At 39.6% G+C, this 22921-nt stretch carries 23 protein-coding genes; 9 read left to right on the plus strand and 14 right to left on the minus strand.

The window, feature by feature from the left end; all coding sequences use genetic code 11:
• Window positions 1-3: 3 nt before the first annotated feature.
• Both ACZ48W_RS01245 and ACZ48W_RS01250 read left to right on the plus strand, forming a co-directional pair.
• The gene (locus tag ACZ48W_RS01245) at window positions 4-1758 is read left to right on the plus strand and encodes a YgiQ family radical SAM protein (RefSeq protein WP_464829021.1); all 1755 of its coding nucleotides are present in this window, start codon (window positions 4-6) and stop codon (window positions 1756-1758) included.
• Window positions 1758-2579 (plus strand): HAD family hydrolase, encoded by an 822-nt coding sequence (locus ACZ48W_RS01250; protein ID WP_464829023.1) that lies wholly within the window; start codon window positions 1758-1760, stop codon window positions 2577-2579. The genes ACZ48W_RS01245 and ACZ48W_RS01250 overlap by 1 nt, the downstream gene beginning before the upstream one ends.
• A 127-nt stretch (window positions 2580-2706) precedes the next feature.
• On the opposite strand, the gene ACZ48W_RS01255 is transcribed toward ACZ48W_RS01250, so the two are convergent.
• Together ACZ48W_RS01255 and ACZ48W_RS01260 are read right to left on the minus strand one after the other, a co-directional pair.
• Complete coding sequence (locus tag ACZ48W_RS01255) at window positions 2707-3450, minus strand: endonuclease/exonuclease/phosphatase family protein (RefSeq protein ID WP_464829026.1); 744 nt, start codon at window positions 3448-3450, stop codon at window positions 2707-2709.
• Window positions 3450-4853, minus strand: coding sequence for a phospholipase D-like domain-containing protein (locus tag ACZ48W_RS01260; protein ID WP_464829028.1), 1404 nt, complete (start codon window positions 4851-4853; stop codon window positions 3450-3452). The genes ACZ48W_RS01255 and ACZ48W_RS01260 overlap by 1 nt, the downstream gene beginning before the upstream one ends.
• Before the next feature lie 204 nt (window positions 4854-5057).
• On the opposite strand from ACZ48W_RS01260, the gene ACZ48W_RS01265 reads away from it, so the two are divergent.
• The 7 genes from ACZ48W_RS01265 (at window position 5058) to ACZ48W_RS01295 (ending at window position 11498) form a co-directional block, all read left to right on the plus strand.
• A complete protein-coding gene (locus ACZ48W_RS01265) occupies window positions 5058-5837 on the plus strand; it encodes a patatin-like phospholipase family protein (RefSeq protein WP_464829030.1) in 780 nt (259 codons plus the stop codon).
• Window positions 5834-6274 (plus strand): methyltransferase family protein, encoded by a 441-nt coding sequence (locus ACZ48W_RS01270; protein WP_464829033.1) that lies wholly within the window; start codon window positions 5834-5836, stop codon window positions 6272-6274. The genes ACZ48W_RS01265 and ACZ48W_RS01270 overlap by 4 nt, the downstream gene beginning before the upstream one ends.
• Window positions 6275-6291: 17 nt before the next feature.
• The gene (locus ACZ48W_RS01275; protein ID WP_464829035.1) at window positions 6292-7455 is read left to right on the plus strand and encodes a DUF819 family protein; all 1164 of its coding nucleotides are present in this window, start codon (window positions 6292-6294) and stop codon (window positions 7453-7455) included.
• Between the two features lie 186 nt (window positions 7456-7641).
• A complete protein-coding gene (locus tag ACZ48W_RS01280) occupies window positions 7642-7872 on the plus strand; it encodes a hypothetical protein (protein WP_464829038.1) in 231 nt (76 codons plus the stop codon).
• A gap of 3 nt (window positions 7873-7875) precedes the next feature.
• The gene (locus ACZ48W_RS01285) at window positions 7876-8964 is read left to right on the plus strand and encodes a dipeptide epimerase (RefSeq protein WP_464829042.1); all 1089 of its coding nucleotides are present in this window, start codon (window positions 7876-7878) and stop codon (window positions 8962-8964) included.
• 150 nt (window positions 8965-9114) lie between these two features.
• On the plus strand, window positions 9115-10695 hold the full coding sequence (locus tag ACZ48W_RS01290) for a SulP family inorganic anion transporter (RefSeq protein ID WP_464829044.1): 1581 nt from the start codon (window positions 9115-9117) through the stop codon (window positions 10693-10695).
• 119 nt (window positions 10696-10814) lie between these two features.
• The gene (locus ACZ48W_RS01295) at window positions 10815-11498 is read left to right on the plus strand and encodes a rhodanese-like domain-containing protein (protein ID WP_464829046.1); all 684 of its coding nucleotides are present in this window, start codon (window positions 10815-10817) and stop codon (window positions 11496-11498) included.
• A 15-nt stretch (window positions 11499-11513) separates the two neighbouring features.
• Here ACZ48W_RS01295 and ACZ48W_RS01300 read toward each other — a convergent pair whose 3' ends face one another.
• The 12 genes from ACZ48W_RS01300 to aroB form a co-directional block, all read right to left on the minus strand.
• Complete coding sequence (locus ACZ48W_RS01300) at window positions 11514-12278, minus strand: carbonic anhydrase (protein ID WP_464829049.1); 765 nt, start codon at window positions 12276-12278, stop codon at window positions 11514-11516.
• Between the two features lie 145 nt (window positions 12279-12423).
• Window positions 12424-12639 (minus strand): hypothetical protein, encoded by a 216-nt coding sequence (locus tag ACZ48W_RS01305; protein WP_464829052.1) that lies wholly within the window; start codon window positions 12637-12639, stop codon window positions 12424-12426.
• On the minus strand, window positions 12636-12845 hold the full coding sequence (locus ACZ48W_RS01310) for a hypothetical protein (RefSeq protein ID WP_464829054.1): 210 nt from the start codon (window positions 12843-12845) through the stop codon (window positions 12636-12638). The genes ACZ48W_RS01305 and ACZ48W_RS01310 overlap by 4 nt, the downstream gene beginning before the upstream one ends.
• A gap of 24 nt (window positions 12846-12869) precedes the next feature.
• Window positions 12870-13403 carry a molybdopterin adenylyltransferase gene (gene mog / locus ACZ48W_RS01315; protein ID WP_464829056.1) on the minus strand — a complete coding sequence of 178 codons (534 nt, stop codon included), beginning with the start codon at window positions 13401-13403 and terminating at the stop codon, window positions 12870-12872.
• A 69-nt stretch (window positions 13404-13472) separates the two neighbouring features.
• On the minus strand, window positions 13473-15053 hold the full coding sequence (locus ACZ48W_RS01320) for a bifunctional metallophosphatase/5'-nucleotidase (protein ID WP_464829058.1): 1581 nt from the start codon (window positions 15051-15053) through the stop codon (window positions 13473-13475).
• A gap of 69 nt (window positions 15054-15122) precedes the next feature.
• Entirely contained in the window at window positions 15123-15938 is an 816-nt protein-coding gene (locus ACZ48W_RS01325; protein WP_464829061.1) for an SDR family NAD(P)-dependent oxidoreductase, read from the minus strand.
• A complete protein-coding gene (locus ACZ48W_RS01330; RefSeq protein WP_464829064.1) occupies window positions 15935-16621 on the minus strand; it encodes a 3-methyladenine DNA glycosylase in 687 nt (228 codons plus the stop codon). Before ACZ48W_RS01330 ends, ACZ48W_RS01325 begins: the two co-directional genes overlap by 4 nt.
• Before the next feature lie 126 nt (window positions 16622-16747).
• Window positions 16748-17269, minus strand: a complete 522-nt coding sequence (gene bioV / locus ACZ48W_RS01335; protein ID WP_464829067.1) for a pimelyl-ACP methyl ester esterase BioV — start codon at window positions 17267-17269, stop codon at window positions 16748-16750.
• On the minus strand, window positions 17256-18929 hold the full coding sequence (locus ACZ48W_RS01340) for an AAA family ATPase (RefSeq protein WP_464829069.1): 1674 nt from the start codon (window positions 18927-18929) through the stop codon (window positions 17256-17258). Before ACZ48W_RS01340 ends, bioV begins: the two co-directional genes overlap by 14 nt.
• Window positions 18907-20154, minus strand: coding sequence for a tRNA (N(6)-L-threonylcarbamoyladenosine(37)-C(2))-methylthiotransferase MtaB (gene mtaB / locus ACZ48W_RS01345; protein ID WP_464829072.1), 1248 nt, complete (start codon window positions 20152-20154; stop codon window positions 18907-18909). Before mtaB ends, ACZ48W_RS01340 begins: the two co-directional genes overlap by 23 nt.
• Entirely contained in the window at window positions 20155-21831 is a 1677-nt protein-coding gene (locus tag ACZ48W_RS01350) for a mechanosensitive ion channel domain-containing protein (RefSeq protein WP_464829075.1), read from the minus strand.
• Window positions 21828-22880 carry a 3-dehydroquinate synthase gene (aroB, locus tag ACZ48W_RS01355; RefSeq protein WP_464829077.1) on the minus strand — a complete coding sequence of 351 codons (1053 nt, stop codon included), beginning with the start codon at window positions 22878-22880 and terminating at the stop codon, window positions 21828-21830. The genes ACZ48W_RS01350 and aroB overlap by 4 nt, the downstream gene beginning before the upstream one ends.
• Window positions 22881-22921: the final 41 nt, after the last annotated feature.

Below are 22921 nucleotides of genomic sequence, written 5' to 3' on the forward strand. Positions count from 1 at the left end.
CCCATGAAGAAAAAAAAATACGGATCCAATTTTACATCTAAAGATTTTCTCCCCACTACCAGGGCTGAAATGGATGCACTGGGCTGGGATCAATGTGATGTCATCCTTGTCAGTGGTGATGCCTACATAGACTCTCCTTTTATCGGTGTTGCTATGGTAGGGCGTATGCTTGAGAGAATGGGCTATAGAGTCGGGATGATCGGGCAACCGGATATCAACTCAGATGTGGACATTAAACGCCTGGGAGAACCCCGCCTTTACTGGGGTGTGAGCGGTGGAAGTGTGGACTCTATGGTCTCCAACTATACTGCAACAAAAAAGTTCCGTAACTCTGATGATTACACACCGGGGGGAAAGAATGACAAACGACCCGACAGGGCCTTAAGTGTTTACTGCAATCTGATAAGAAGGTACTTTAAAAATACTGTGCCACTGGTCTTAGGCGGTATTGAAGCTTCTCTAAGAAGAGTAAGCCACTATGACTACTGGGCAAATAAACTCAAAAAACCTATACTCTTTGACTCTAAAGCAGACATACTCATTTACGGTATGGGTGAGATAGCCATAGAACAACTTACCAAAGCCCTGGAAGATGGTAGAGACTATAGAGACATCAGAGGTGTCTGTTACATTGCCAAAGAGCCGAATTATGAGTATATACAGCTCCCCTCACATGCCGAGTGTCTGGAGAACAAAGAAAAATACATAGACCTGTTTGATGACTTCTATGACAACAATGACCCTATCTCAGCCAATGGACTATGCCAGCCTGTCGATACACGTTTTCTGATCCAAAATCCTCCCTGCGATTACCTGAATGAAGATGAAATGGATGCAAATGCCAATCTTCCTTTTACCAGAGAACTGCACCCCTACTATGCAAAAGAGGGAAAAGTGAAATGTCTGGAGACCATCAAGTTCTCCATTATGACACATCATGGCTGTTGGGGTGAGTGTAACTTCTGTGCTATTGGTGTGCATCAGGGCAGAACCATACGAACACGTTCAGAAAAGAACATTCTTAAAGAGGCAAAAGAGTTTAACAGTTACAAAGACTACAAAGGGATCATCTCAGATGTAGGTGGTCCTACGGCAAATATGTACGGTTATGAGTGTAACAAAAAGCTCAAAAAAGGGACCTGTGATGACATCAGATGTGTAGATGCCGAAAGGCTCTGTAAAGTGATGCATGTGGATCACAGCAGAAATATCAATCTACTCAAAAAAGTGAGAGAAGTAGAAGGAGTAAGAAAAGCTTTTGTTGCCTCGGGTGTACGTTATGACCTCATTACCGCAGATAAAAGACACGGATACTCCTACCTCAAAGAGATGGTCAAACACCATATCTCAGGACAGATGAAAGTGGCTCCCGAACATACACAGCAGCATGTGCTTGAACTCATGGGGAAACCAGGCAAACAGACTCTGGTAGATTTTAAAAAACTCTACGATAAACTCAACCGTGACATGGGCAAAAAACAGTTTCTCACCTACTACCTCATAGCCGCCCACCCGGGATGTACTGAGAAAGACATGCATGAGCTGAAAGACTTTACGACCAATGAACTGAAGATGAACCCTGAACAGGCTCAAGTCTTTACCCCTACTCCGAGTACCTATTCGGCTGTGATGTACTATACGGAAATGGATCCTAAAACGCGTAAGAAGATATTTGTAGAAAAAGATACCAGACGCAAAGAGAAACAAAAAGCCATTGTACAAGAGAAAAATTGTTTTAAAAGCGGATTTGCAAGCTAATGAAAAAGATCTATATTACCGACCTTGACCATACTTTTCTGCGTACCGACCAGAGTGTCAGTGAGTTCAGTGCCAAAGTATGGAACGAAAAAGCTCAAAACTCCATTCTCTCTGTAGCCACTGCCCGCAGTTTCCAAAAATCACATGATTTTTTGGAAAAGCTGCATCTTGATGCCCCTATGATACTCCTTGACGGTACGATGATAGTCTCACCGCAGAAGAAGCTCATAGACATCAAACTTGTGAACAAAGCACTGGGTGATGCCATCATTGATGAGGGAGCCAAGTTTAACATCTACCCTTTTGTCATAGCCCTTAAAGACATGGAACTCAACGAAGCTTTTCTCTTCCCTACAACACTCAACACCTATCAACATGGTGTACTCGAAAACTACAGAAATGACCCACGTATGTTGGAGTGCAAGAAGATCAGAGCCATGGAGATGAACCTCAAACTCGTCTACTTTGGAGAGTACAAAACCCTCAAACCTCTTACCGACCACCTGGAAAAGACCTTCGGTAAAGAGCTGGAATACAAACTCTCCCCGGAAAAGTACTCCGACGGCTGGTTCCTCACCATCCTCCACCCCGAAGGTGACAAAGCCCACGCCCTGCAAAAAGTCGCAGACCATATAGGCAGGGACACTTCTGATATTACCGTATTTGGTGACAGTGTAAACGACATAGGTATGTTCAAACTTGCCGGGACTTCTGTGGCGGTTTCCAATGCTTTGGAAGAAGTAAAGGCTGTGGCGGATGTGGTGTTGCCTCACTCTAATGATGAGGATGGGGTAGCCAGATATTTAGAAAAAACCCTTTAGTCTCTCCATGGGAAAATCTGTTTTTTCATTATTAAATAATAGTTTCAATATTTATCTGACAGTGATATAAATTGAAAATCAAAATACTATAAATTCAGATCTCATTGGAATATGATATATTACATAACTATTTTTTTTTAAACTGTGCGAAAAGCGGGTTATGATCAGAAAGTCCATGATTTTGATATACTGAGAATTTGAGAAGATCTACACCCCGATAGAAGATAAAATCCAAATGGTTTCCCATAAAAGACTTCACTTTGTCTACCTGTTTAAACGGTACAGTGTTGAGAGCTAGTTTTTCTCTTATTTCATGAAGTTTTTGTATACGTTTTTTATTCCAACTGTTAAAATCACCCGCAACGATCATCGGTCCTTCATGATGCTTCATAAGTTCCAGAAATCGTTCAAGCTCTTTATGATAGCGTTGGTTTTCACGAAAGTTGATCGCATGGACATTGAGTATCAAAAGTTTGCTGCCATCTTCGAAAGGATACTCACTCTTAAGTAAACTCTTATGCGGACCTATCAAACTCTCCCTCCCCTCTGAAAGATATGCCTGTGCATTTTTTGCCTCTACTCTGCTTGCACTCAACACACCATAGAACTCTCCACGGAACTCCAAATTGGCTGCAGCATCAAAAGTGAAATTCGGGAGTGTAAAGTGTCTGTCATCTTTAAAGTTGGCTTCCTGAAAAAGTAAAAAATCAATCTCTTGTTCCTGGGTTAATTTTTGAAGAAAAGGTTGAAACCCAAGATGTATGGTATTTTTTTTATAAACATTCCAGCAAAGTATTCCAAAGGTATCGGGTACGAAGCTACGGCAGGTCAAACGGCATGAACGATGATGAAGAAGAGAAGGAACGAACATCAGAGCAGAGGGGTAAACACTTTCATCATATTTTCAACTGCTTCACGGAGTTTGGAGGGTTTTTCCATTCCTCTGGTTGAGTTGAGTATCAACTCTTTCATCCATGCTTCAGTACTCTCTATAAATTCTGGTGAGTAGACAAAAGTGACCACTTCATAGTTAAGGAAAAGACTGCGGTTGTCCAGGTTAACCGATCCTACCATTCCTCCAATATCATCAAAGAGTATCGCTTTGGCATGGAGCATCTCACCTTCATACAGGACCACATCAACACCTATTTCATCAAGTTCCCGCATATAAGGGCTTCTTCCCATATCTGCCAGCAGATGATCAGAGTTTTTAGGGGTGATCAACTTAATATCGACTCCTTTATGATGTGCGATCACTAATGCCTGTACAATATTTTCATCCGGTACAAAATAGGGAGTCACGATCCAGATACGCTCTTGAGAGTTATAGATGGCATTCAAAAGTGATTCATAAAGTGCATCGGTAGGGATATCAGGACCAGAGGGAACAACCTGGACAATATTCTCTCCATCATACGTATCTTCTATCTGTAGATCGACCTTCTCCTCTTCATTGGTAGCATAGACCCAGTCATTATGAAAAATATGATAAAAATAATGGACAGCGGGTCCTTTCAAATAATAGAGAAGATCTTCCCAACGCTTACTTCCATCTGCCTCTCCCATATATTCATTACTGAGGTTCATACCACCACTCAGCAGTGTCGTTTGATCAAAGAGATAGATCTTACGATGATTTCTGAGATTGATATAGTTTTGAAACGGTCTTTTCAGGATAGGAGTAAAAAATGCAATTTCCCCTCCTGCATCTTTTAATTCTTTAAAACCCTTTTGATTAAAATTTGCGCCCAATGAACCCACTAAGTCCATAAGCAGCCGTACCCTAACCCCCTCTTTCGCTTTTTTGGTCAAAGCATTTAAAATAACTTTAGTGGTTTGATCAAATTGAAAGATATAAGTACAGATATCGATACTGTACTTTGCATGATCGATCTCTTTAAGCATCCTGTTATAGGCTTCCGTATCATTTGTGATCAGTTCATAACTGTTTCCTTTTGTTGCAGGAGGAATACCGTTCTTCCTCAGGATGTTCTGAAGAGCATTATGGGGATTATCCAATATATAGGGAGCAGCATGTTCACTTACTTCATGAAATTTCACATACTCTTTTTTATGACTTGATTCACGTTTACGTATACCGATAAGAAAATAGAGGGGCACAACAATATAGGGTAAGAAGAAAATGGATATCATCCATGAGATCATACTGCTGGGAGATCGCTTCTGATAAAGGATGTGACTCACTGCAGAGAAAACAAGAATACCACCAAGTAATACCAGAAAATAGGTAAGTATTAGTTGCTGTAAAGGCATAACATCGATGGGGAACTCCTCTATTTGGTTTATGAATTGATTATAGCATAATGGGGTTCTTTAAAGAAATGTAATAATCCCAATCATCGCCGAACCTATGGGTGCGACTTAAATTTGACACAAACCCCTTAAACACAAGCATAGCAAAGATTGCAAGAATCCTATTTCGGGATTTGGGATAATGACTTACGCTATAATACTTTCATGATAAAAAACCTCAAAACAAATAATTTCACATTAGTCCTCTCCGGTGGTGGTGCTCTGGGTATTGCCCATTTGGGTGTCTTGGCAGATCTTGAGAAGCATAACATCTTACCCCAGGAGTTGGTCGGTACGAGTATGGGTGGTATTATTGGTGCGTGTATGGCTATTGGACTGAGAGAAAAAGAGATATATCAATATATTAAAGCATTTTCCTCTGTCTCAAAGTGGATAAAGTTTTCATTTTCGGGTAATGCTATTGTGGATAACAGCAAGATAGAGAATATGTTTGAAACTATCTTTGGAGACAAAAAAATGAAAGATACGGCTATCCCACTTAAACTCATAGCAACCAACCTAGTTAACGGACACAAAAGAGTTTTTACCTCAAAAGATGATCTCTATATAAAAGATGCCGTATTGGCTACGATGGCAATACCTGGGATATTTCAAGAGCATATCATAGAAGGGGAAACCTATGGCGATGGATTTTTATGCGAGAATTTAGGTATCAACGAAGCAAGTTTTGACACTATTCTGGCTATAGATGTTTTGGGTGAGAACTCTTTTGATAAAACAATGCCGGATAACTTTTTTAAAACTGCCAATGTCTTGGAAATGTTTGAAAAATCTATGCGACTACTCATCTATAACCAAACACAAACACACATTAAAAACAGTCATAAAAACATTATACTCCTGCAACCGGAGACCAAAGCGTACAAAACTTTTCACTTTCATAAAGTAAATGAGATCCGTACTTTAGGGCTTGGGCTGCTATGATGCATGATTATTATCCGAAGCTACTTATTATCTTACAATTTGGTCTTGCAGGGCTTATGTTTCTTTTTTCCCGTGGCTTTTTTACTTCTGCTTATGCCTTACCTCTATTCATCATGGGGTTGGGTTTTGGATTTTGGGCATTAAATCATAATAAATTAGGCAACTTTAACATCCAACCCAAACTCAAAGAGGGTTCAGAACTTGTTACTACCGGCATCTATAGATTTATACGGCATCCTATGTACACATCTGTTATCATTATGATGTTTGCCGTATTCGTCGGTACACCTACCCTTGCAGAAAGCTTACTGTTTTTAGCTCTTGTCGTTGTACTTGTACTTAAAGCCACAAGAGAAGAAAGCCTCTGGATGGCACATGATGATGCGTATGATGCATACAGAAAAAGAAGCAAATTATTTATACCATATATTTTATAATATAAGAGAGATAAGAAATGATTGAAAACGGATTTACTTACCTGGCATTGTTGATGATGATAGCAGCAGGCATCGTCTACATGGAAAAGAAGACACAAGCCAAATTCTTCGAATACCTCCCTGCCATCGTTATCATCTACTTTGTGGTGATGCTCTTTTCTACTTTTGGATTATGGCAGAAAAGTGAGAGTGTTACGGCTACCTACAAAGCAGTCAAATCCAACCTGCTCCCTGCGATGATCTTTCTCATGCTGCTCTCTGCCGATATACGTGAGATATTTAAACTAGGCAAGAAGATGTTGTTGACTTTTTTCCTGGCTTCTGTGAGCATTGCTTTGGGGTTTGTGGGTACTTTTACTCTCTTTCATAGCTATTTTGAGCCAGACGCATGGAGGGCTTTTGCTGCCTTAAGTGGTTCTTGGATGGGCGGTACAGGCAACATGGTTGCCATACAGGGTGCGTTAAATGTACCCGACTCCAAAATGGGCTATGCCCTACTCATCGACTCCATCGACTACGCTATCTGGGTGATGATACTCCTTGCTCTGGTTCCTATGGCAAGTAAGTTCAATGTTTGGAGCAAAGCAGATACAAGCATCATCGACGAAGTGGGGGCAAAGCTTGCAGGTAAAGAAGCCAAGAAGAAAGCTATGCGCTTTGAGTCTCTTTTCTTCCTGCTTGGTTCTGCTCTCTTCGTCTCAGCACTAAGCCAATGGATCGCAGGTTATCTGCCTACCACAGCATTTCTTAGCACTACAACATGGGTGGTCATCATCGCAACATTGGCAGGCATCGTGATGGCGATGAGCCCTCTTGCCAAAGTAGCAGGCTCCATGGAGCTAGGCAACATCATGCTCTATCTCATAGTCGCCCTCATTGCTTCGAGGGCAAACTTCGCCGAACTGACACAAGCCCCGCTCTACATCGTAGCCGGGTTTGTCATCATCATTGTTCATGTAGCATTTATGGTACTCTTCGCCAAACTTTTCAAGCTAGACCTTTTCTCTTTAGGTGTAGCCTCCCTAGCCAACATCGGCGGCGTAGCCTCCGCACCTATTTTAGCCTCTGCCTACTCAAAAGCCCTCATTCCCATCGGTGTACTTATGGCAATGTTGGGGTATATCATTGGGACGTTCGGGGGATTGATGGTTGGGAAGATACTTGAAATGATAGGCAGTTGAAGTTATTCTTCATTTCCCATTGAGAGAAATATATGAAAGTATTCACTTCAAGAACAGTAGTTTTTGCACAATCTTAGAGAACGAGTACAATTCCAGGGGGATAATTCACAATCATATTTTGATACAATAACACAATTAATACACTCATAGTTACAGAATTGCAATAGCCCAACATAAAGGACAGAGATGAGAACATTAACAGATGAACAAAAAGCAGATATAGAAAATAAAAACAAATACGAAGCATTAAAAGCCGAACTTCTTAAAGAGTACAAAAGTTATGCCCAAAATCTTGAGTATGCCGAGGATGAGTTTGAAGAGGACTTGATAAACCAAAAAAGAGAAAAACTTGCAGTACAGATCAAAGATTTGGGAGCTAAGCTGCGTGAGATAGAGTCTTTGGAGATGCAAGCGTAGTTTATGAAGATCATAAACATACGAACCGGCGCGCTTAAAGCACCCCTTAAAAACCCTTTCATTACCTCTTTGCGCCGTGTAGATGCACTTGAAGACCTCGTGGTCATCGTTGAGTGTGATGACGGTTCTGTAGGCTATGGTGAAGGTGCTCCTACCCCTGTTATTACGGGTGAGACGATGGGCTCTATGATCGCTGCCATCGAGTATATCAAGCCCCATATCGTAGGTTTGGAGATAGAAGACTTTGAAACTATTTTACATTTGGTACATACTTTAATTTTAAAAAACACTACAGCTAAATCTGCTTTGGAAATAGCCCTTTACGACCTGAAAGCCAAGTCAGTCCATCAACCTCTCTACAAGATGTTGGGTGGTACAAAAACAGCGTTTAAGACTGACATTACCATAAGCATGGGTAAGATAGATAAAATGATAGCCGACAGCCTTGATGCTGTCACTTTGGGCTATGATACCCTCAAGATCAAAATAGGTGACAACCTGCAAAAAGATATAGAACGCATCATTGCCATACATGATGCACTGAATGACAACATAACTCTAAGACTCGATGCCAACCAGGGCTGGACAGCCAAAGAGAGTGTAGAACTACTGCATGCTTTAGAGAACAGAAACATCATCGCTGAGTTCATCGAGCAACCGGTTGCTTCCGATGATATAGAGGGACTTAAATACATCAAAGAGAGAGTTCAAACTCCCCTGCTTGCAGATGAATCCATCTTCTCTGTGAAAGATGCAAGAAAACTTCTAGAGATGAAAGCCATAGATTATGTCAACATCAAACTAGCCAAAACAGCAGGTATCACCCAAGCACTCAAACTCGCTGACCTCTCAGCAGAGTTTGGTGTGAAGTGCATGATAGGCTGTATGCTGGAAGGTCCCATAAGTGTTGCTGCCGGGGTGCATGTAGCTTCGGCCAAGGCTGATGTTATCACCATGCTTGACCTGGATGCTGTAAGTCTTTTGGCTTCGCATCCTGTCGAAACGAGTATTCTGTTCAATGAGAGTAAGATCGTACTTTCCGATGCTATAGGATTGGGGGCTATATATAAAATGTCATCACTCTTTTCTTAGTAAATTTAAACCTTATGACCCGAATATATTATTTTTTTACTATATACTTAGAGAGACTGAATCTTCTCGATAATCAAGAGAAGAAGAAGTATCTTTGTCAAACTATTATGGTAGAATTCCAAATTATTTATAGATATGTAAGGAACTTACTTGTTTAACATTCAAAATTACTCAAAACAAAACATCAAAAATGACATCCTCTCCGGAGCATTGGTTGCTGTTGCCCTGGTACCTGAAGCGATAGCATTTTCATTTATCGCAGGGGTTTCTCCTGTAGTTGGGCTTTATGGAGCATTTATTATTGGGCTTATAACATCCATACTTGGTGGTAAACCCGGGATGATCTCTGGAGCTACAGGTTCAGTAGCTGTAGTATTTGTCTCTCTTGGGCTATCTGTAAAGAAAATGTATCCTGATTTAGATACAGAAGCACTCTCTATGATGGTTTTACATTACATCCTTTTAACGTCTATCATCGCCGGACTCATTCAGATAGCTATCGGAGCTATGAAGATGGGTAAATTTATCCGTCTTGTGCCACAACCTGCTCTTTTTGGGTTTGTAAATGGCCTTGCTATCGTTATTGCTTTGGCACAACTGCCTTTTCTTTCACCTGCAAATGTTGAACAGTATCACTCTTGGATAGAAATCCTCAAAGCAAGTTTTTCTGAAAACTACATTATGTACATTATCATTACTGTCACCATGGCAACGATGTATTTTTTACCGAAAGTAAGTAAGGCTGTACCTGCGGGACTTGTAGCTATAGTTATGGTAACTTTAGTTGTCTACTTTGGACATATAGATACCAAAACAGTAGGTGATTTAGCAGACCTTTCAAATGTTTCTATGCCTGGTTTTATACTACCTGATATATCACTTTTCTCATGGGAGTCTATGGCAATTATCTTGCCAACGGCACTTATTGTAGCTCTTGTAGGACTTATTGAGTCCCTGTTGACACTTTCTGTTCTGGATGAAATGGGAGGAAAACGTGGTTCAGGTAACAAAGAGTGTGTTGCTCTTGGTGTAGGAAATGCCACTTCCGGACTTTTTGGAGGTATGGCCGGATGTGCAATGATAGGACAATCTGTGATCAACTTTACTTCTGGTGGGCTTGGACGTCTTTCATCCTTTACCGCTGCTATCTTACTCATTACCTTAGTCGTAAGTTTTTCCGACGTAATTGCAGCTATCCCTGTAGCTGTACTTGTGGGTATCATGTTTATGGTGAGTATAGGGACATTTGAGTTCTCTTCACTGAAACGTATTAAGCATATGCCAAAAGCAGATGCTTTTGTTCTGGTGGTTGTGACGATTATCACAGTCTTTGAAGATTTGGCGGTGGCAGTTATCGCAGGTATTATCATTTCAGCACTTGTTTTTGCCTGGGAGCATGCTAAGATCTTTGCACATACATATATAGAAGATAATAAAAAGATCTATGAACTTGATGGCCCTCTTTTCTTCGGATCAGTAACATCATTTAATGAACAGTTTGATATTGAAAATGACCCGGATGAAGTCATTATCGACTTTAAAAAAGCAAGAGTAATGGACTCTTCAGGTGCTGAAGCTATAGATGCTCTTACTGAGAAATATAAAAGACTAGGTAAAAAGTTAACGCTTAGACACCTTTCGGCAGATTGTAAAAAAACACTTAAAACGGCTGGTCCTTTCTGTACATATGAGGAAGATGATCCGACTTACAAGGTTGCAACAAACGTTTAATTTCTACTGTGCGCTAAATACATTTAGCGCATAAAATCTTCAGTTTCTCTCTTTACACTTACAGTGCACAAAAACTATGATAATATAAAATAAAGTATTATAAGAAAAAAGGATATTAAATGTATAAAAAATATTTAACTTTATTATTGGTTACTTCTTTTTCTCTTGCTGAAAATGTAGGTTTTGAATACAGTGGTGTAAATCTGAAGACCATAACAGTCGATAAAAAAGAAAAATTTTTTATGGTAAAACGAAATATTCCGGAAGTATGCAAAAAGGTCCCCATCACTAATGAAATGCTTTGGACAGGAAACTTTGCACATGAAAAGGTACCTGATATATGCAAATCTACTTATGTACATACTAAAGGAAAACTCTTACCTATGCAGTTGGATGACGATCTTGATACCTATGGTGAGTTGGAAGTCTTGGCTTTTTTGAAGGAGATGCAGTATAAGGATCAAATGCTTCTTATTGACAGTCGTAAAGCATCATGGTTTGAGTATCGTACGATACCGGGAGCGATCAACATACCTTTTATCTACTTTAAATATAGAGATAATTATGAATTTCATTTTGAGTATGCCCTGAAACATTTGGGTGTTTTTCTCCAGGAAAATGGAGAGTATGATTTCAGTAAGGCAAAAATATTGGTTCTTTTTTGCAATGGTCCATGGTGTAGCCAATCTCCAAGCATGATATATGCTCTTTTAGAGATAGGGTACCCGGCTGAAAAATTGAAGTGGTACCGTGGCGGTATGCAAGACTGGCTTGGAGCAGGCATGACCTCGACTCGAAAATAGAGGTTGCCTCAAGAATCATTCATCAATAATTATTCTTGCATTTGTTTTTTGTATAGGTCTGTTATTTGCATGATGCATAATATGTTTAAACTGCTCAACCTGTTTTTTTGAAATGGTCACAGGTGTTTTTAATACAAACCAACGTACACCCTCAGTACATGGTGGTGTAGTAAGTGATCCGTTAAAACGATAATAGTGTTGATCTTTAGGTAAAAGTACAGAAGCAATATCTGAAAGTTTTAATTCGTTTTTATCACCTGCTTTTTGCGGCATTTGTGCCCAGACTTTTGCCAGTTCAGTATTCTCAGCACCCTCTTCAAACATCAGTGCAACAACGGCAATATTTCCATCTTTGTCCAAATGTACAAAATGTGCCTCAAGTGGGAAAGATTTACCCTCTATATGGTTTTCACTTGGTGTATGAAAGTGAAATTGCTTAAGTTCAAAAGTAATACCGTCAACAACAAGTGTATCTCCAGGTTCCATATTGACTTGAACAGTATGTCCGTTATTGACTATCTCTTTTGAACCATTTTTTGTATAGGTCAACTCCAATGGCTTGAATGATGTATCATGGATGGAACTTGTGACATTAATAGGTGATTGATTGAGCCCATCACTACATGTATGATATTTAGGTGAGAGTGAACCCCAGGTTTCCGGTGTATTATGTCCTGTATATCCCCAGTGTGAAGTCTTAGTTTCGTTTGCGATTGAAACACTACTGAATACAGTAAGTGCAACTGCGGTACTCAATAGTGTTAAGATAGATTTTTTCATTTAGATCCTTTAGTTTTTTTAATACTAAAGTATAAAATGATATATTTTAAATTAAAGAAAAAAGAGCATAAAAAAATGATAAAAATCACTTTTTTTGTTGATTGTCTATTTTTAATAATATTTATTGAATACTATAATCGGTTATTTAGATGAAAAACATCCCTGCCATAAGTAGAATAAATGGAAGTAATGCAAGAACATAGACAGTCTTTTTTGTTTTGACCGCTTTATAAATACCCCAAAAGAAAAGTCCAACAATAAGAATAAATGCACTTAAAGCAATATAGGGTGGAATGGAGAGTTTTTCACCTGCAAAAGCTAAAATGGAGGTCCATATCAGGAGAAAGAGGATCTTTATCATTTTTCCAAATCCTCTTTAGCCAGTTTCTCCACCATCTTAATACTGTCAAGTGCATTGGTCAGTATCTGTTTGCTGGAAGCAAGAGGTTTCATATGAAGGTTGGTCTGACCTTTGTCCAAACTTTCATCCATCAGTACAGACATCACCTCTTTTTCAAGTTCTTTGATAATTTCATTTATTTTGGATTCTATAAATTCTATATTCATATTATTCAGTATGTCCTAATTTCTTTATTTTACTTTTGGTCTAAAAATCTTAATAACTTCTTCATTAGCTTCCATATAATTACCGCCTATAAGATCTATACAGTACGGTACAGCAGGAAAAACAGCATCCAGACACTCACGGATCGATTTTGGTTTACCGGGAAGGTTGATGATGAGTGAACCGTTGCATATACCTGCTGTCTGGCGTGAGAGGATAGCCGTAGGTACATACTGCAGGCTCACTGCCCTCATCTGCTCTCCAAAACCGGGAAGAAGTTTCTGACATACGTTTTCTGTTGCTTCTGTTGTTACATCTCTCATTGCAGGGCCAGTACCGCCTGTAGTAACAATAAGATCACAATCTGCATCACGCGAAAGCTCTACAAGTGTAGTCTCTATCAGACTCTGCTCATCAGGTATACATCTATATTCATACTCACATTCATTAAGCAGGTACTCTTTCATCGTATCCATGATGGCAACACCGGAAATATCCTCATATATGCCTTGAGATGCTCTGTCACTTGTAGTCACTACACCAATTCTAATTTTATCCATCTATTCTGTTCCTCAAATAATATTTGAAGACACTATAGCTTAGAAGAGCTTATAATTATCCAAAAAATATTAATGAACGATCACCAAACGTCCGTCTTTAGGTTTAGGGCTGAGTTCTTTATGTGTTTCAATGAATTCAGCCATGATAGAATAAAATGTTGTAAATGTATTTTTCAGTTCAGTACCATACTTTTTAAACCAAAAATATCCATCTCCTTCATTATTGACGATAAACGAATTACTCAGAACAGTATATGTTTTTTCAGGATCCACATCAACCCATTTCCCCTCTTGAAGTATTTTGATGTTATCAACACGATGACCTGCTTTAACTACCTTACGGTCTTTTATCTGCTGTGCCTGTTCAGGCAGTGAGATACGGTATTTGAGTCCGGAAACCTGCATGAGTCCTCCCTCACCATAGCTGGCAGCACTTCTTTCCAATATCTCTTTGAGATACTTTCCTTTGAGCTTAAGCATATAGGCATAATTCCCGAATTCATCAATCTCTTTGAGCATCGTATCCGTAATATTTCCCTCATTGTAAATTTTACTGCCTCTGAATGCACCGGCATTATTCAGTACGATATCTACTTTGAATTTTTTTCTCATAAGATCATTGATCATATCTGCAACAGCAGATTCATTTTTTCGTATCTCATCAGAACTTAGATTCCAAGGTGTTTTTGTCTGACCCAAGACAATGGTATCCGGAAATCCTTTTTGATACTCAGCGATCTTTTTTGCGATCTTTTCATCGGATTCCAAAGTAGTGGTTACGGGTATTTTTGTCATAGTAACCTCTTTGTTTAAGACTTTAAGATCTTTATCCAAAGGAAGATCTATCTTGATGATCTGTGTTCCCTGCTGTCCTCCGTTGACGATAGCTGTTTTACGGATATGGCCTATTTCCTTCACATATTCATGCGAATGTCCACCAAAGATAAGGTCGATCCTCTTTACCTGTTTTGCCAGTGCAACATCCTGCTTATAGCCTATATGTGAGAGAGCGACAATAACATTCACCCCTTTTTCTTTAAGAAGTTTAACCATCTTTTCAGCTGTACTAATGTTATCTGTAATGATCCTGACATCTCTTTCACTGGTAACCAAAGGAAGATCTTCTGTCATAAGTGAAAAGAACCCTACTTTCACACTATCGATCTCTTTTATGAGATAAGGTTCACATTTTCCTTTAAGTGAAGAAGAGGAAACATCAAGATCGCTGCAAATAGAAGTAAAAGTCGTCTCCTTCAGTGCTTCAGCAAGGACCTTGCTGCCTTTGTCAAACTCATGATTCCCAAAGGCATACAGTTCTATCCCTGCATCGGAGAGAAGGGAAAAAATGGCTTTTCCTTTATACATATGAAAATATCTGTTCATCAGATCATCACCCGTAGAGACGATCACCGTATGCGGATTTTCCTCTTTCAACTTTTTATATACCGTGGAGATATATGCGATTCCACCCATTTTTACTTTCTCTTTTTTGCCGTCACCGTCAAGATCAAACTTCTGTACCGAAGGCCCCATCATTCCCTGAAGATCGGCAGTACCTGCAATACTGATAACCTTGGAAGCGGCCGGTATATGGGTAGAAAAAAAGAGAACAGAAAGAAAAAGTGTATTTTTTAATGATCTTGTAAACATAAAAACTCCTGTCAGGTATCATATTTTTTATTGTACACTATTTCTAACATATATTGGTTTGTATGCACTTTAACCTATTTTTATTAAGATTCTGTCCAAAACACCTGTACTCACGATCCTTTTAATATATCCCAAAAGATAAGTGGCTTTTGTAATGTAGTATCTTGGTCTCGGTCTGTCTGCCAGTATAATCCTGTGTACCACTCTTGCTACAGATTCAGCTTCTTCATTAAACGGTACTTTCCTTCCGGTTCCTTCTATGCTTTGATGGTATTTTTCTGTAAACACAGAGTGTTCTATATCTACATTCTCTTTTAGTTTTTTTACTGCTGTTTGGCGAAAATGGCTGGTGACAGGTCCTGTATTGAGCAGGACTGGATATATCTGTGTATCTTTAAGTTCCAGTCTCAGGGTATCCGTAAGTCCCTCTATTGCATATTTGCTGGCATTATACGCACCTCTTCCAAAAAGGGAAATGATCCCTAACACTGAACTGTGTTGAATGATCTTGCCATAACCCTGCTTCCGCATGACAGGAATGATCTGTCGGGTACATTCATGCAGCCCGAACACATTGGTTTCAAACTGTTTTCTAAGCATATCGGTAGTAATGTCTTCTATAGCACCCGGTTGTCCAAAACCGGCATTATTGAACCAAACATCTATTTTCCCATCGATTTCAAGGACTTTAGTGATAACAGCATTGATCTCTTCAGGCTTTCTTACATCAAGCTGCATAGCATGTTCAAATCCCAGTGATCTGAGCATCTCTACATCTTTTTTCTCTCTGGCTGTCGGATAGACTTTAACAAATTTGTCTTTAAGATAATTGGCTGTTTCCAACCCTATTCCTGTGCTGCATCCTGTGATGACAATATTGGTCATGATGTACCTTTTTTAGTATGTAATATTAGGGGTTTGATATCGACATTTTTACCACGTATATGCTCTTTGGAAAACTCTACGATCTTGCCATGAAAACGTGCATAAACGGTATGTAGTGTAACCGGGATGTCGTATAATCGGATTATTTTATCAAAGTTTGCTTCTATCCCTTCTTGCATCCACTCCTGTATCTGCATATAATTCTCAAACTGATACCCAAATGCCTGAAGCACTCTGTTTGTGTAGCTGTCTACTACAAATACCTCACGACCGCACCCGTAACAAAGTATGGAGTCTGCACTCTCCATGCCTATACCTTTTTGAGTAAGCAGCCACTCTCTGTCTACCTGCTTTTTAAATACTTCAAAGCTGCCAAATTCATTCAAAATATTGGTACAGAGTAATTTGAGTCTTTGTGCTTTTGTATTGTAGAAACCACTGGGTTTGATAAGGCGTGCTATCTCTTTCTCATCAGCATGACTCAAGCCTTCCAAAGAGAGGAGGCCAACATCATTTAAATGGGCCAGGGATTCCTCTACCTTTTCCCATTTGGTCTGCTGTGTCAGTAGTGCACCGACCAGCACTTCAAAAGTTCCACTGTGTGGCCACCAAAGTGGATCTCTGCTGCTCTTTAAATAGCCCATATTTTTGAGCCCACGTAGTAGATCATAACTGCTTTGCATGTGATACCTTTTAGAAATGCCCTTTATTTTTGTAAGTATATCAGATGTCTGTATATTTCTAAAAATATGCACCCCAAAGGCATTTCCTCTTTTTAGTCTGGGCACAAGAAAAGATAAAAAGTTGATTTATAAAGCAGTGCCTCTCAAGATATGCCCCACACCCTTCACAAAATAAGTCGTAGCCAGAGGAGCAAAAAAGTCAAAAGCCTTTTGTGTATCTATGATCTTGTCTTCACTGCCTAAAAAGACTTCTATCGTAGTACCTCTATCAAGTACTTCCTGTATTTTTTCAGTATCCCACCGGTAGATCAAAAGTGCTTCAAGTTCCCCATATGTCCCCACTTTCAGATAATCAGACAAATCCAGTTTGGAAGGAAAAGCAACATTGAGTAGAAATTGTTTGACATAGGCTTCCTGTCCTGCTTCAAAATAGCGTAACTGTGTACGTATGAAACTTGGTTTTTGTGCCTGAAAAAAAGCAGGAGAGAGTAAGATGAGTCTGTCTACACGTTCTTTAAAGTGGTAAACATATTCAAAAGCCTGCTGTGCACCATAGCTGAACCCTGCGACACAAAGATCACTCTCTACCAGGTATTCAGAAAAAAGTTCTTCTTCATTCTGAAGAGAAAAACCATTAAAATATTGCACGTATGATCTCTCTTGTCTCATCATGGCTAATATTTTCATACACCAGAAGATGGTTTGATATCTCTTTTTGTGCTTCATGAAGTTTCTCTAAAAGGGATTCAACTTCTGATTTAGCTTCCTGTAAGAGCATCTCTTCCTCTGTAGAATTGACTATGAAATGATCTCCCATTGCATAGTCATAGATCAGTTTTTGAGCAAGTTGTTTTGCCTGGCTAATATCAGAACTTGCATTGGTAAACTGTTCATTATAGACTTTCTGGGTAGCAATACTTCCTGCCAGATAGACTTTGATACGATTAAGTATCTGGTTTTTAGAAAGTATCTCATGATCCTGTTCCAACAGTCTTGTGGTGACGATACCGATCTTTTCAAACTCTATATCCAGCCATGTTGCGATGAGTGCTTTAGCTCCCTGATAAACTGACTGTATTTCTCTCTCTTTTTCTGTAAAGCTGAGTATTTTACGTTTACCCAGAAGGACTTTCTCTTTTACTGCTTCAAAATCACTGGTTTCAACAGTAGTTCGCCCTTCTCTCATGGCAAAGATAGCAGCTTCATTGGTAAGTGTATCGAGTGCTGCAGAGTTAAACCCTACTGTCATACGTGCTACCTGTTCAATGTCAACGTGATTCGGCTTATGTGCAAGATAGAGTTCCAAGGTCTTTGCTCTGTCTTCCAGATCAGGTAAAGAGATATGAATACGTCTGTCAAAACGCCCTGCTCTGAGTAGTGCTTCATCCAGTACATCTATTTTGTTGGTCGCACCGATGACAATGACACCTGAACTCTCCTCAAATCCATCCATTTCTGTAAGAAGCTGGTTGAGTGTGGCTTCTCTTTCATCATTTCTGAACTCTCCTCTGCTTTTGCCCACAGCATCGATCTCATCAATAAAAATAATACTCGGAGCCATCTGTTTGGCTTTTTTAAAGAGTTCACTCACCCTTTTTGCTCCCATACCTACATAAATATGTACAAAAGAAGCCCCGCTCTGGTAGAAGAAAGGTACTCCGGCTTCACCTGCTACAGCTTTAGAGATAAGTGTTTTTCCTACTCCCGGAGGTCCTACAAGCAGGACACCTTTAGGTAAACGTATATCCAGATCACGGTATTTTTTCGGCTCTCTGAGGAAATCAATGATCTCTTCGAGTTCCTCTTTGACATCTTTGATCCCTGCAACATCAGAGAAGGTCACACTGGAAGTAAGTGCCTGTACAGGTTCATACCCGGCCGTATCATCCGCCTTGTTTGCAGCCCGTATCTGTCTGAGCTGCTGCAGTCTGCTTTGTTTCATAAACCTGAATAAAAACCAAAAAGCGCCAATGAGGATAAGCAAAGATAAAATATCATACAAAGAAGCATTCTCTTCTTTTACTTCTACAGGATATTTGGTAAAAAAGGCTGTTTTATTGATAGCATCTTTATAGATCTTGTAACTTTTATCTGCTGTTTTAAGATAAATATATTCTCCGTCTACGATCACTTTTCTGATCTTATTCTCTGTAAAAAGTGTGTTTGCCTGCTTATGTGTAATAATCTTATCCGTATCACGTAATATTGCAAAAATAAGCAGTCCTGCAAGAACCGCCAACAATACTATAATGACCTTGATATTTTTACTGTAAAGTATTTTGGGCTTAAAGTTTATCTTTGTTTCCATTACTGAGAACCTCCAGGTTGTTAAGCAGGACCCAGTTGGAACTGAGGTCTTCTTCACTTTCTACTTCTACTTTGTTGAAATACTGATCAAAACCATGATAAACACCATTCTTACCGTTCTCAAGCAGCACTTCAAGATCTTTATTGTGCTCACGTCTAAAGGCAAAGTTTTTTGCCTTAATGAGTTCTGTAAGCTCTCGGTGACGCTCTTTGGCAATATTTCCTCTTACTTCGGGTTTCATTGTAGCCGAGACAGTGTTATCACGTTTGGAGTATGAAAATGCATGGACGTGTGTCAAAGGCAATTCTTTTACTCTATCTATCGCCTCTGCCCACTCTTTTTCATCTTCTCCAGGATGTCCTACGATGTAGTCTGTACCTAATGCATAGCCCTTGTCCGCTATCTTATGAAAAAGCTCCAGGTCTGTTTTATAACTGTTTCGTCTATTCATTAATTCCAGCATCTTGTCACTGGTATGCTGCAAGGCAATGTGCAGATGTTTTGCCATCCATGGCTCAGAAAGCAGTTCCATAAACTCATCATCTATTTGTATAGGTTCCAGGCTTCCTATGCGGATACGTCGTACACCGCGGATATAGCTCATCTTCTTCAACAGTTTTGCCATTGAAGTATTGTGATCCTGTCCGTAACTTCCCACATTGGTTCCAGTAAGGATGAATTCTCCGAAACCATTGGCCGCAAGTTTCCTGATCTGCTCCAGCACGGTCTCTTCTCTGTGTGACCTTGCATCTCCGCGTACTGCAGGGATGATACAGTAAGAACATCTAAAGTCACATCCTTCCTGTATCTTGATAAATGCCCTGCTCTTTCCTACGAATTCTTCTACAATGGTAGAATCAATATGTTTAAGATCACCTATTTCATAAAAGGGTTCTTCCATCTTCAGTATCTCGTTGATACTCTCTTTTTCAGAGTGTCCCATCACACCAAAGACCTTTTTATCTTCAAACAGGGCTTCTCCTTTGGAGTGTGAACCACAGCCCGCCAGAATGACCTTGGCATCCGGATTTTTACGTTTCATGGACGAGATGTAGTTACGAACAGAAGAATCTGCTCCGTTGGTGACCGTACATGAGTTCACAACAATGATATCACTGCTGCTCTCATCTTCGCTAAGCTCAAATTCACGCAATTTTGACATCATCACCTGAGTATCAAACTGATTGGTCCTGCATCCGAAGGTTTTAAAATAGACTTTCTTCACTTAGACTTCTTTACCAGAAACTGTTTCTTCTGTGATATCCGGAGGCGGCTTACGTACATCCTTATCAAGATAGACAGACTGTGTAGGAAATGCAAGGAAGATGTCATCTTCCTTCTGTATACGATCAATGATCTCAGTTGATATCGTACTTCTCAGTGTAAGAGTAGCATAGGCATTGGTATGATACCAGGCAGAGATCTTCATACCGTAAGGTTCTATAAAAGCATAGATACGCGGTTCAACATTGGTGTTTTTCATACTGTATTGGCTTCTAAGCTTATTGAGCTGTTTTCTGGTAATATCGGTGTATCCCTTAGAGTATTTCTTTGTGATCTCTTTGGCAATAGAAGTTGCCTTTTGGATATTGGAATCAAATGTCACCATAAAGTCTATACCGTCCCATACCGTTTTGAGCCCCGCATGACTGTAATTTGCCACCATATCGGTAAAAATGAAGTTGTTCGGTACAAAGATGATACGTCCTGCTCTTCGGTTATGCATGTAGGTAGTGAGTGTAATATCTTCCTGTATGGTCATACGAAGCAGTGATATATCAACGATATCTCCCACATACTCCACATTTCCCCGGACAAATTTCACACGATCCCCTACATGTACCGCACCACCGATGATGATCACGAACCAGCCAAGCAGAGACATGAACCAGTCTTTCATCGCAATAGCGATACCTGCAGAGGCAAACCCCAGGATAGTGACAAGATAACTGACATTTTCAATATAGGCGAACAGCAGCGTAAAGAGCAGCAGTGTAAAGAAAGTAATGTTCAGTGCTTTGTTAATGGTATAAAAACGTTCATTGTCTGACATATAGCGACGGACAAGATATTTCACCAATACGATAAAGATAATGAAAAAGAGGATGATCGCACCGATCATAATAGCTTTCTCTATTTCTCTTTTAATATCATTCTTAAGCTTAAGCTTGATCTCATCTATCTTTTTTGTATAGACATTCTGTGTGGTTTTAAAGATCTCGATCACCGGGGAGAATGTTTTGATCTGCTCCTGTGTATCCAACAGCTCCTCACTGTAGGCTGTATTGTTGGCATCACTAAGAAGCAGTTTTTTAAGTACAGACTCTTTTTCTTTGAGTTTTTCCATAATATGCTGTATCGATTGATATCTATCATCATATTCTTTCTGGTCCGAATTGAGTTTTTCCTGATAGGACAATGCTGAAATAACGGCAAAAGGGTTTCCGACAGAAGGTACTTCTTCTATAGCCGGAGGAGTAAGAAACTTTTTAAAAGGATTTTTCTCATACTCTTGAAGCAATTGGAGTTTTCCTGTAAGTATAGACTTTTTATTTTTTATTGTTTCAAGTATTTCATTCTCTTTTTTTGTACGTTTCTTTTTTTTACTTAAATTCTCAATTTCACTGTCCAGGACCTTTTCCTGTTTTTTGAGTTCTTTGTAGGTATGGTAATTACTGTAGATCTTTGACCAGATATTATTTTCAAGAAGTTCTTTATCTAAACTCTCCTTTTTAGCCATCAGCATCTGATGTTTCTTGCTGTTCTGCAGTACAGGAGTATGACTTACAACTGTATTTTCTTTTTTCAAACCGGGTGCAGTTGTACTGTTCTGTTCCATCTGCGGAGCTGCGTAGACCAGCGTTACAAAGAGAAGCGGGATGAACAGCAGAGCCTTTCTCATTCTTCTCCTCCAAATTGACGAAGTACTTTTTTAACAATGTTCTCATCTATATCTGAAACTACTTTGTAGTTCCCTATCCCATGGGGCAGGATGAACTTGATACTGTTGTTCGCACTTTTTTTATCGAGGAAAAAATGTTCATAAAAGTCATCCACATCATGAATGGCATATTCTGTCGGAAGTGATGATCTTTCCAAAAGTGTTTTAACGCTCAGGGCCTCTTCTTTACTCAACAGACCAAGTTCTACTGCCAGAGCATTCGCCATGACCATCCCTATAGCTACCGCTTCACCGTGAAGATAGGTCGTATAATCCGTTTCATTTTCGACCACATGTCCGAAGGTATGTCCGTAGTTCAGTACTGCACGGATACCTGCTTCTTTTTCATCCTGGTTGACCACCCAGGCTTTGAGTTCTACACTTTTGCGTATCGTTTCCTTTAGCACATCCTCATCACTGAAATCTGCAGTTTGGAGAAATTCAAAATACGCCTTATCAAACATCACTGCCATTTTCACTATCTCCGCGATACCGGCAGAAAATTCCCGTGGAGGCAGTGTTTTCAGAAACTCCGGATCAATATAAACTGCTTTGGGCTGATAAAATGCACCGATGAGATTTTTTCCGTATTTGTTATTTACACCTGTCTTCCCACCGACACTTGCATCAACCTGGCTCAACAAAGTGGTAGGGATCTGAATGAAGTCTATACCTCTTTGGTAAAGGCTTGCCGTAAATCCTGTCATATCACCTATTACCCCGCCTCCAAAAGCGATCAGAAGCGATTTCCTGTCAAGTTTATGCTCAAAAAGTTCGTTAAGTATATTTTCTATGGTTTCAAGATTTTTATACGCTTCCCCGTCAGGGATCATCACTACATCAACCTGAGGTGCTTTGATATGTGACAAAAGTGTATCAAGGTGAAATCCTGCTACGGTAGGATTGGTAATGATCGCTACTTTTGTATCAAAAGTAAGCTGCGGCAGTCTGTCAATGGTAATGTCATAAGTAATATTTTGAGTATGTGCTAATTCGATAGGAACAATCATCTGGGAAAAACCTTACACTGTTGTTATTTACTTTATTTTAT

This window comes from Sulfurovum aggregans (assembly GCF_055385215.1).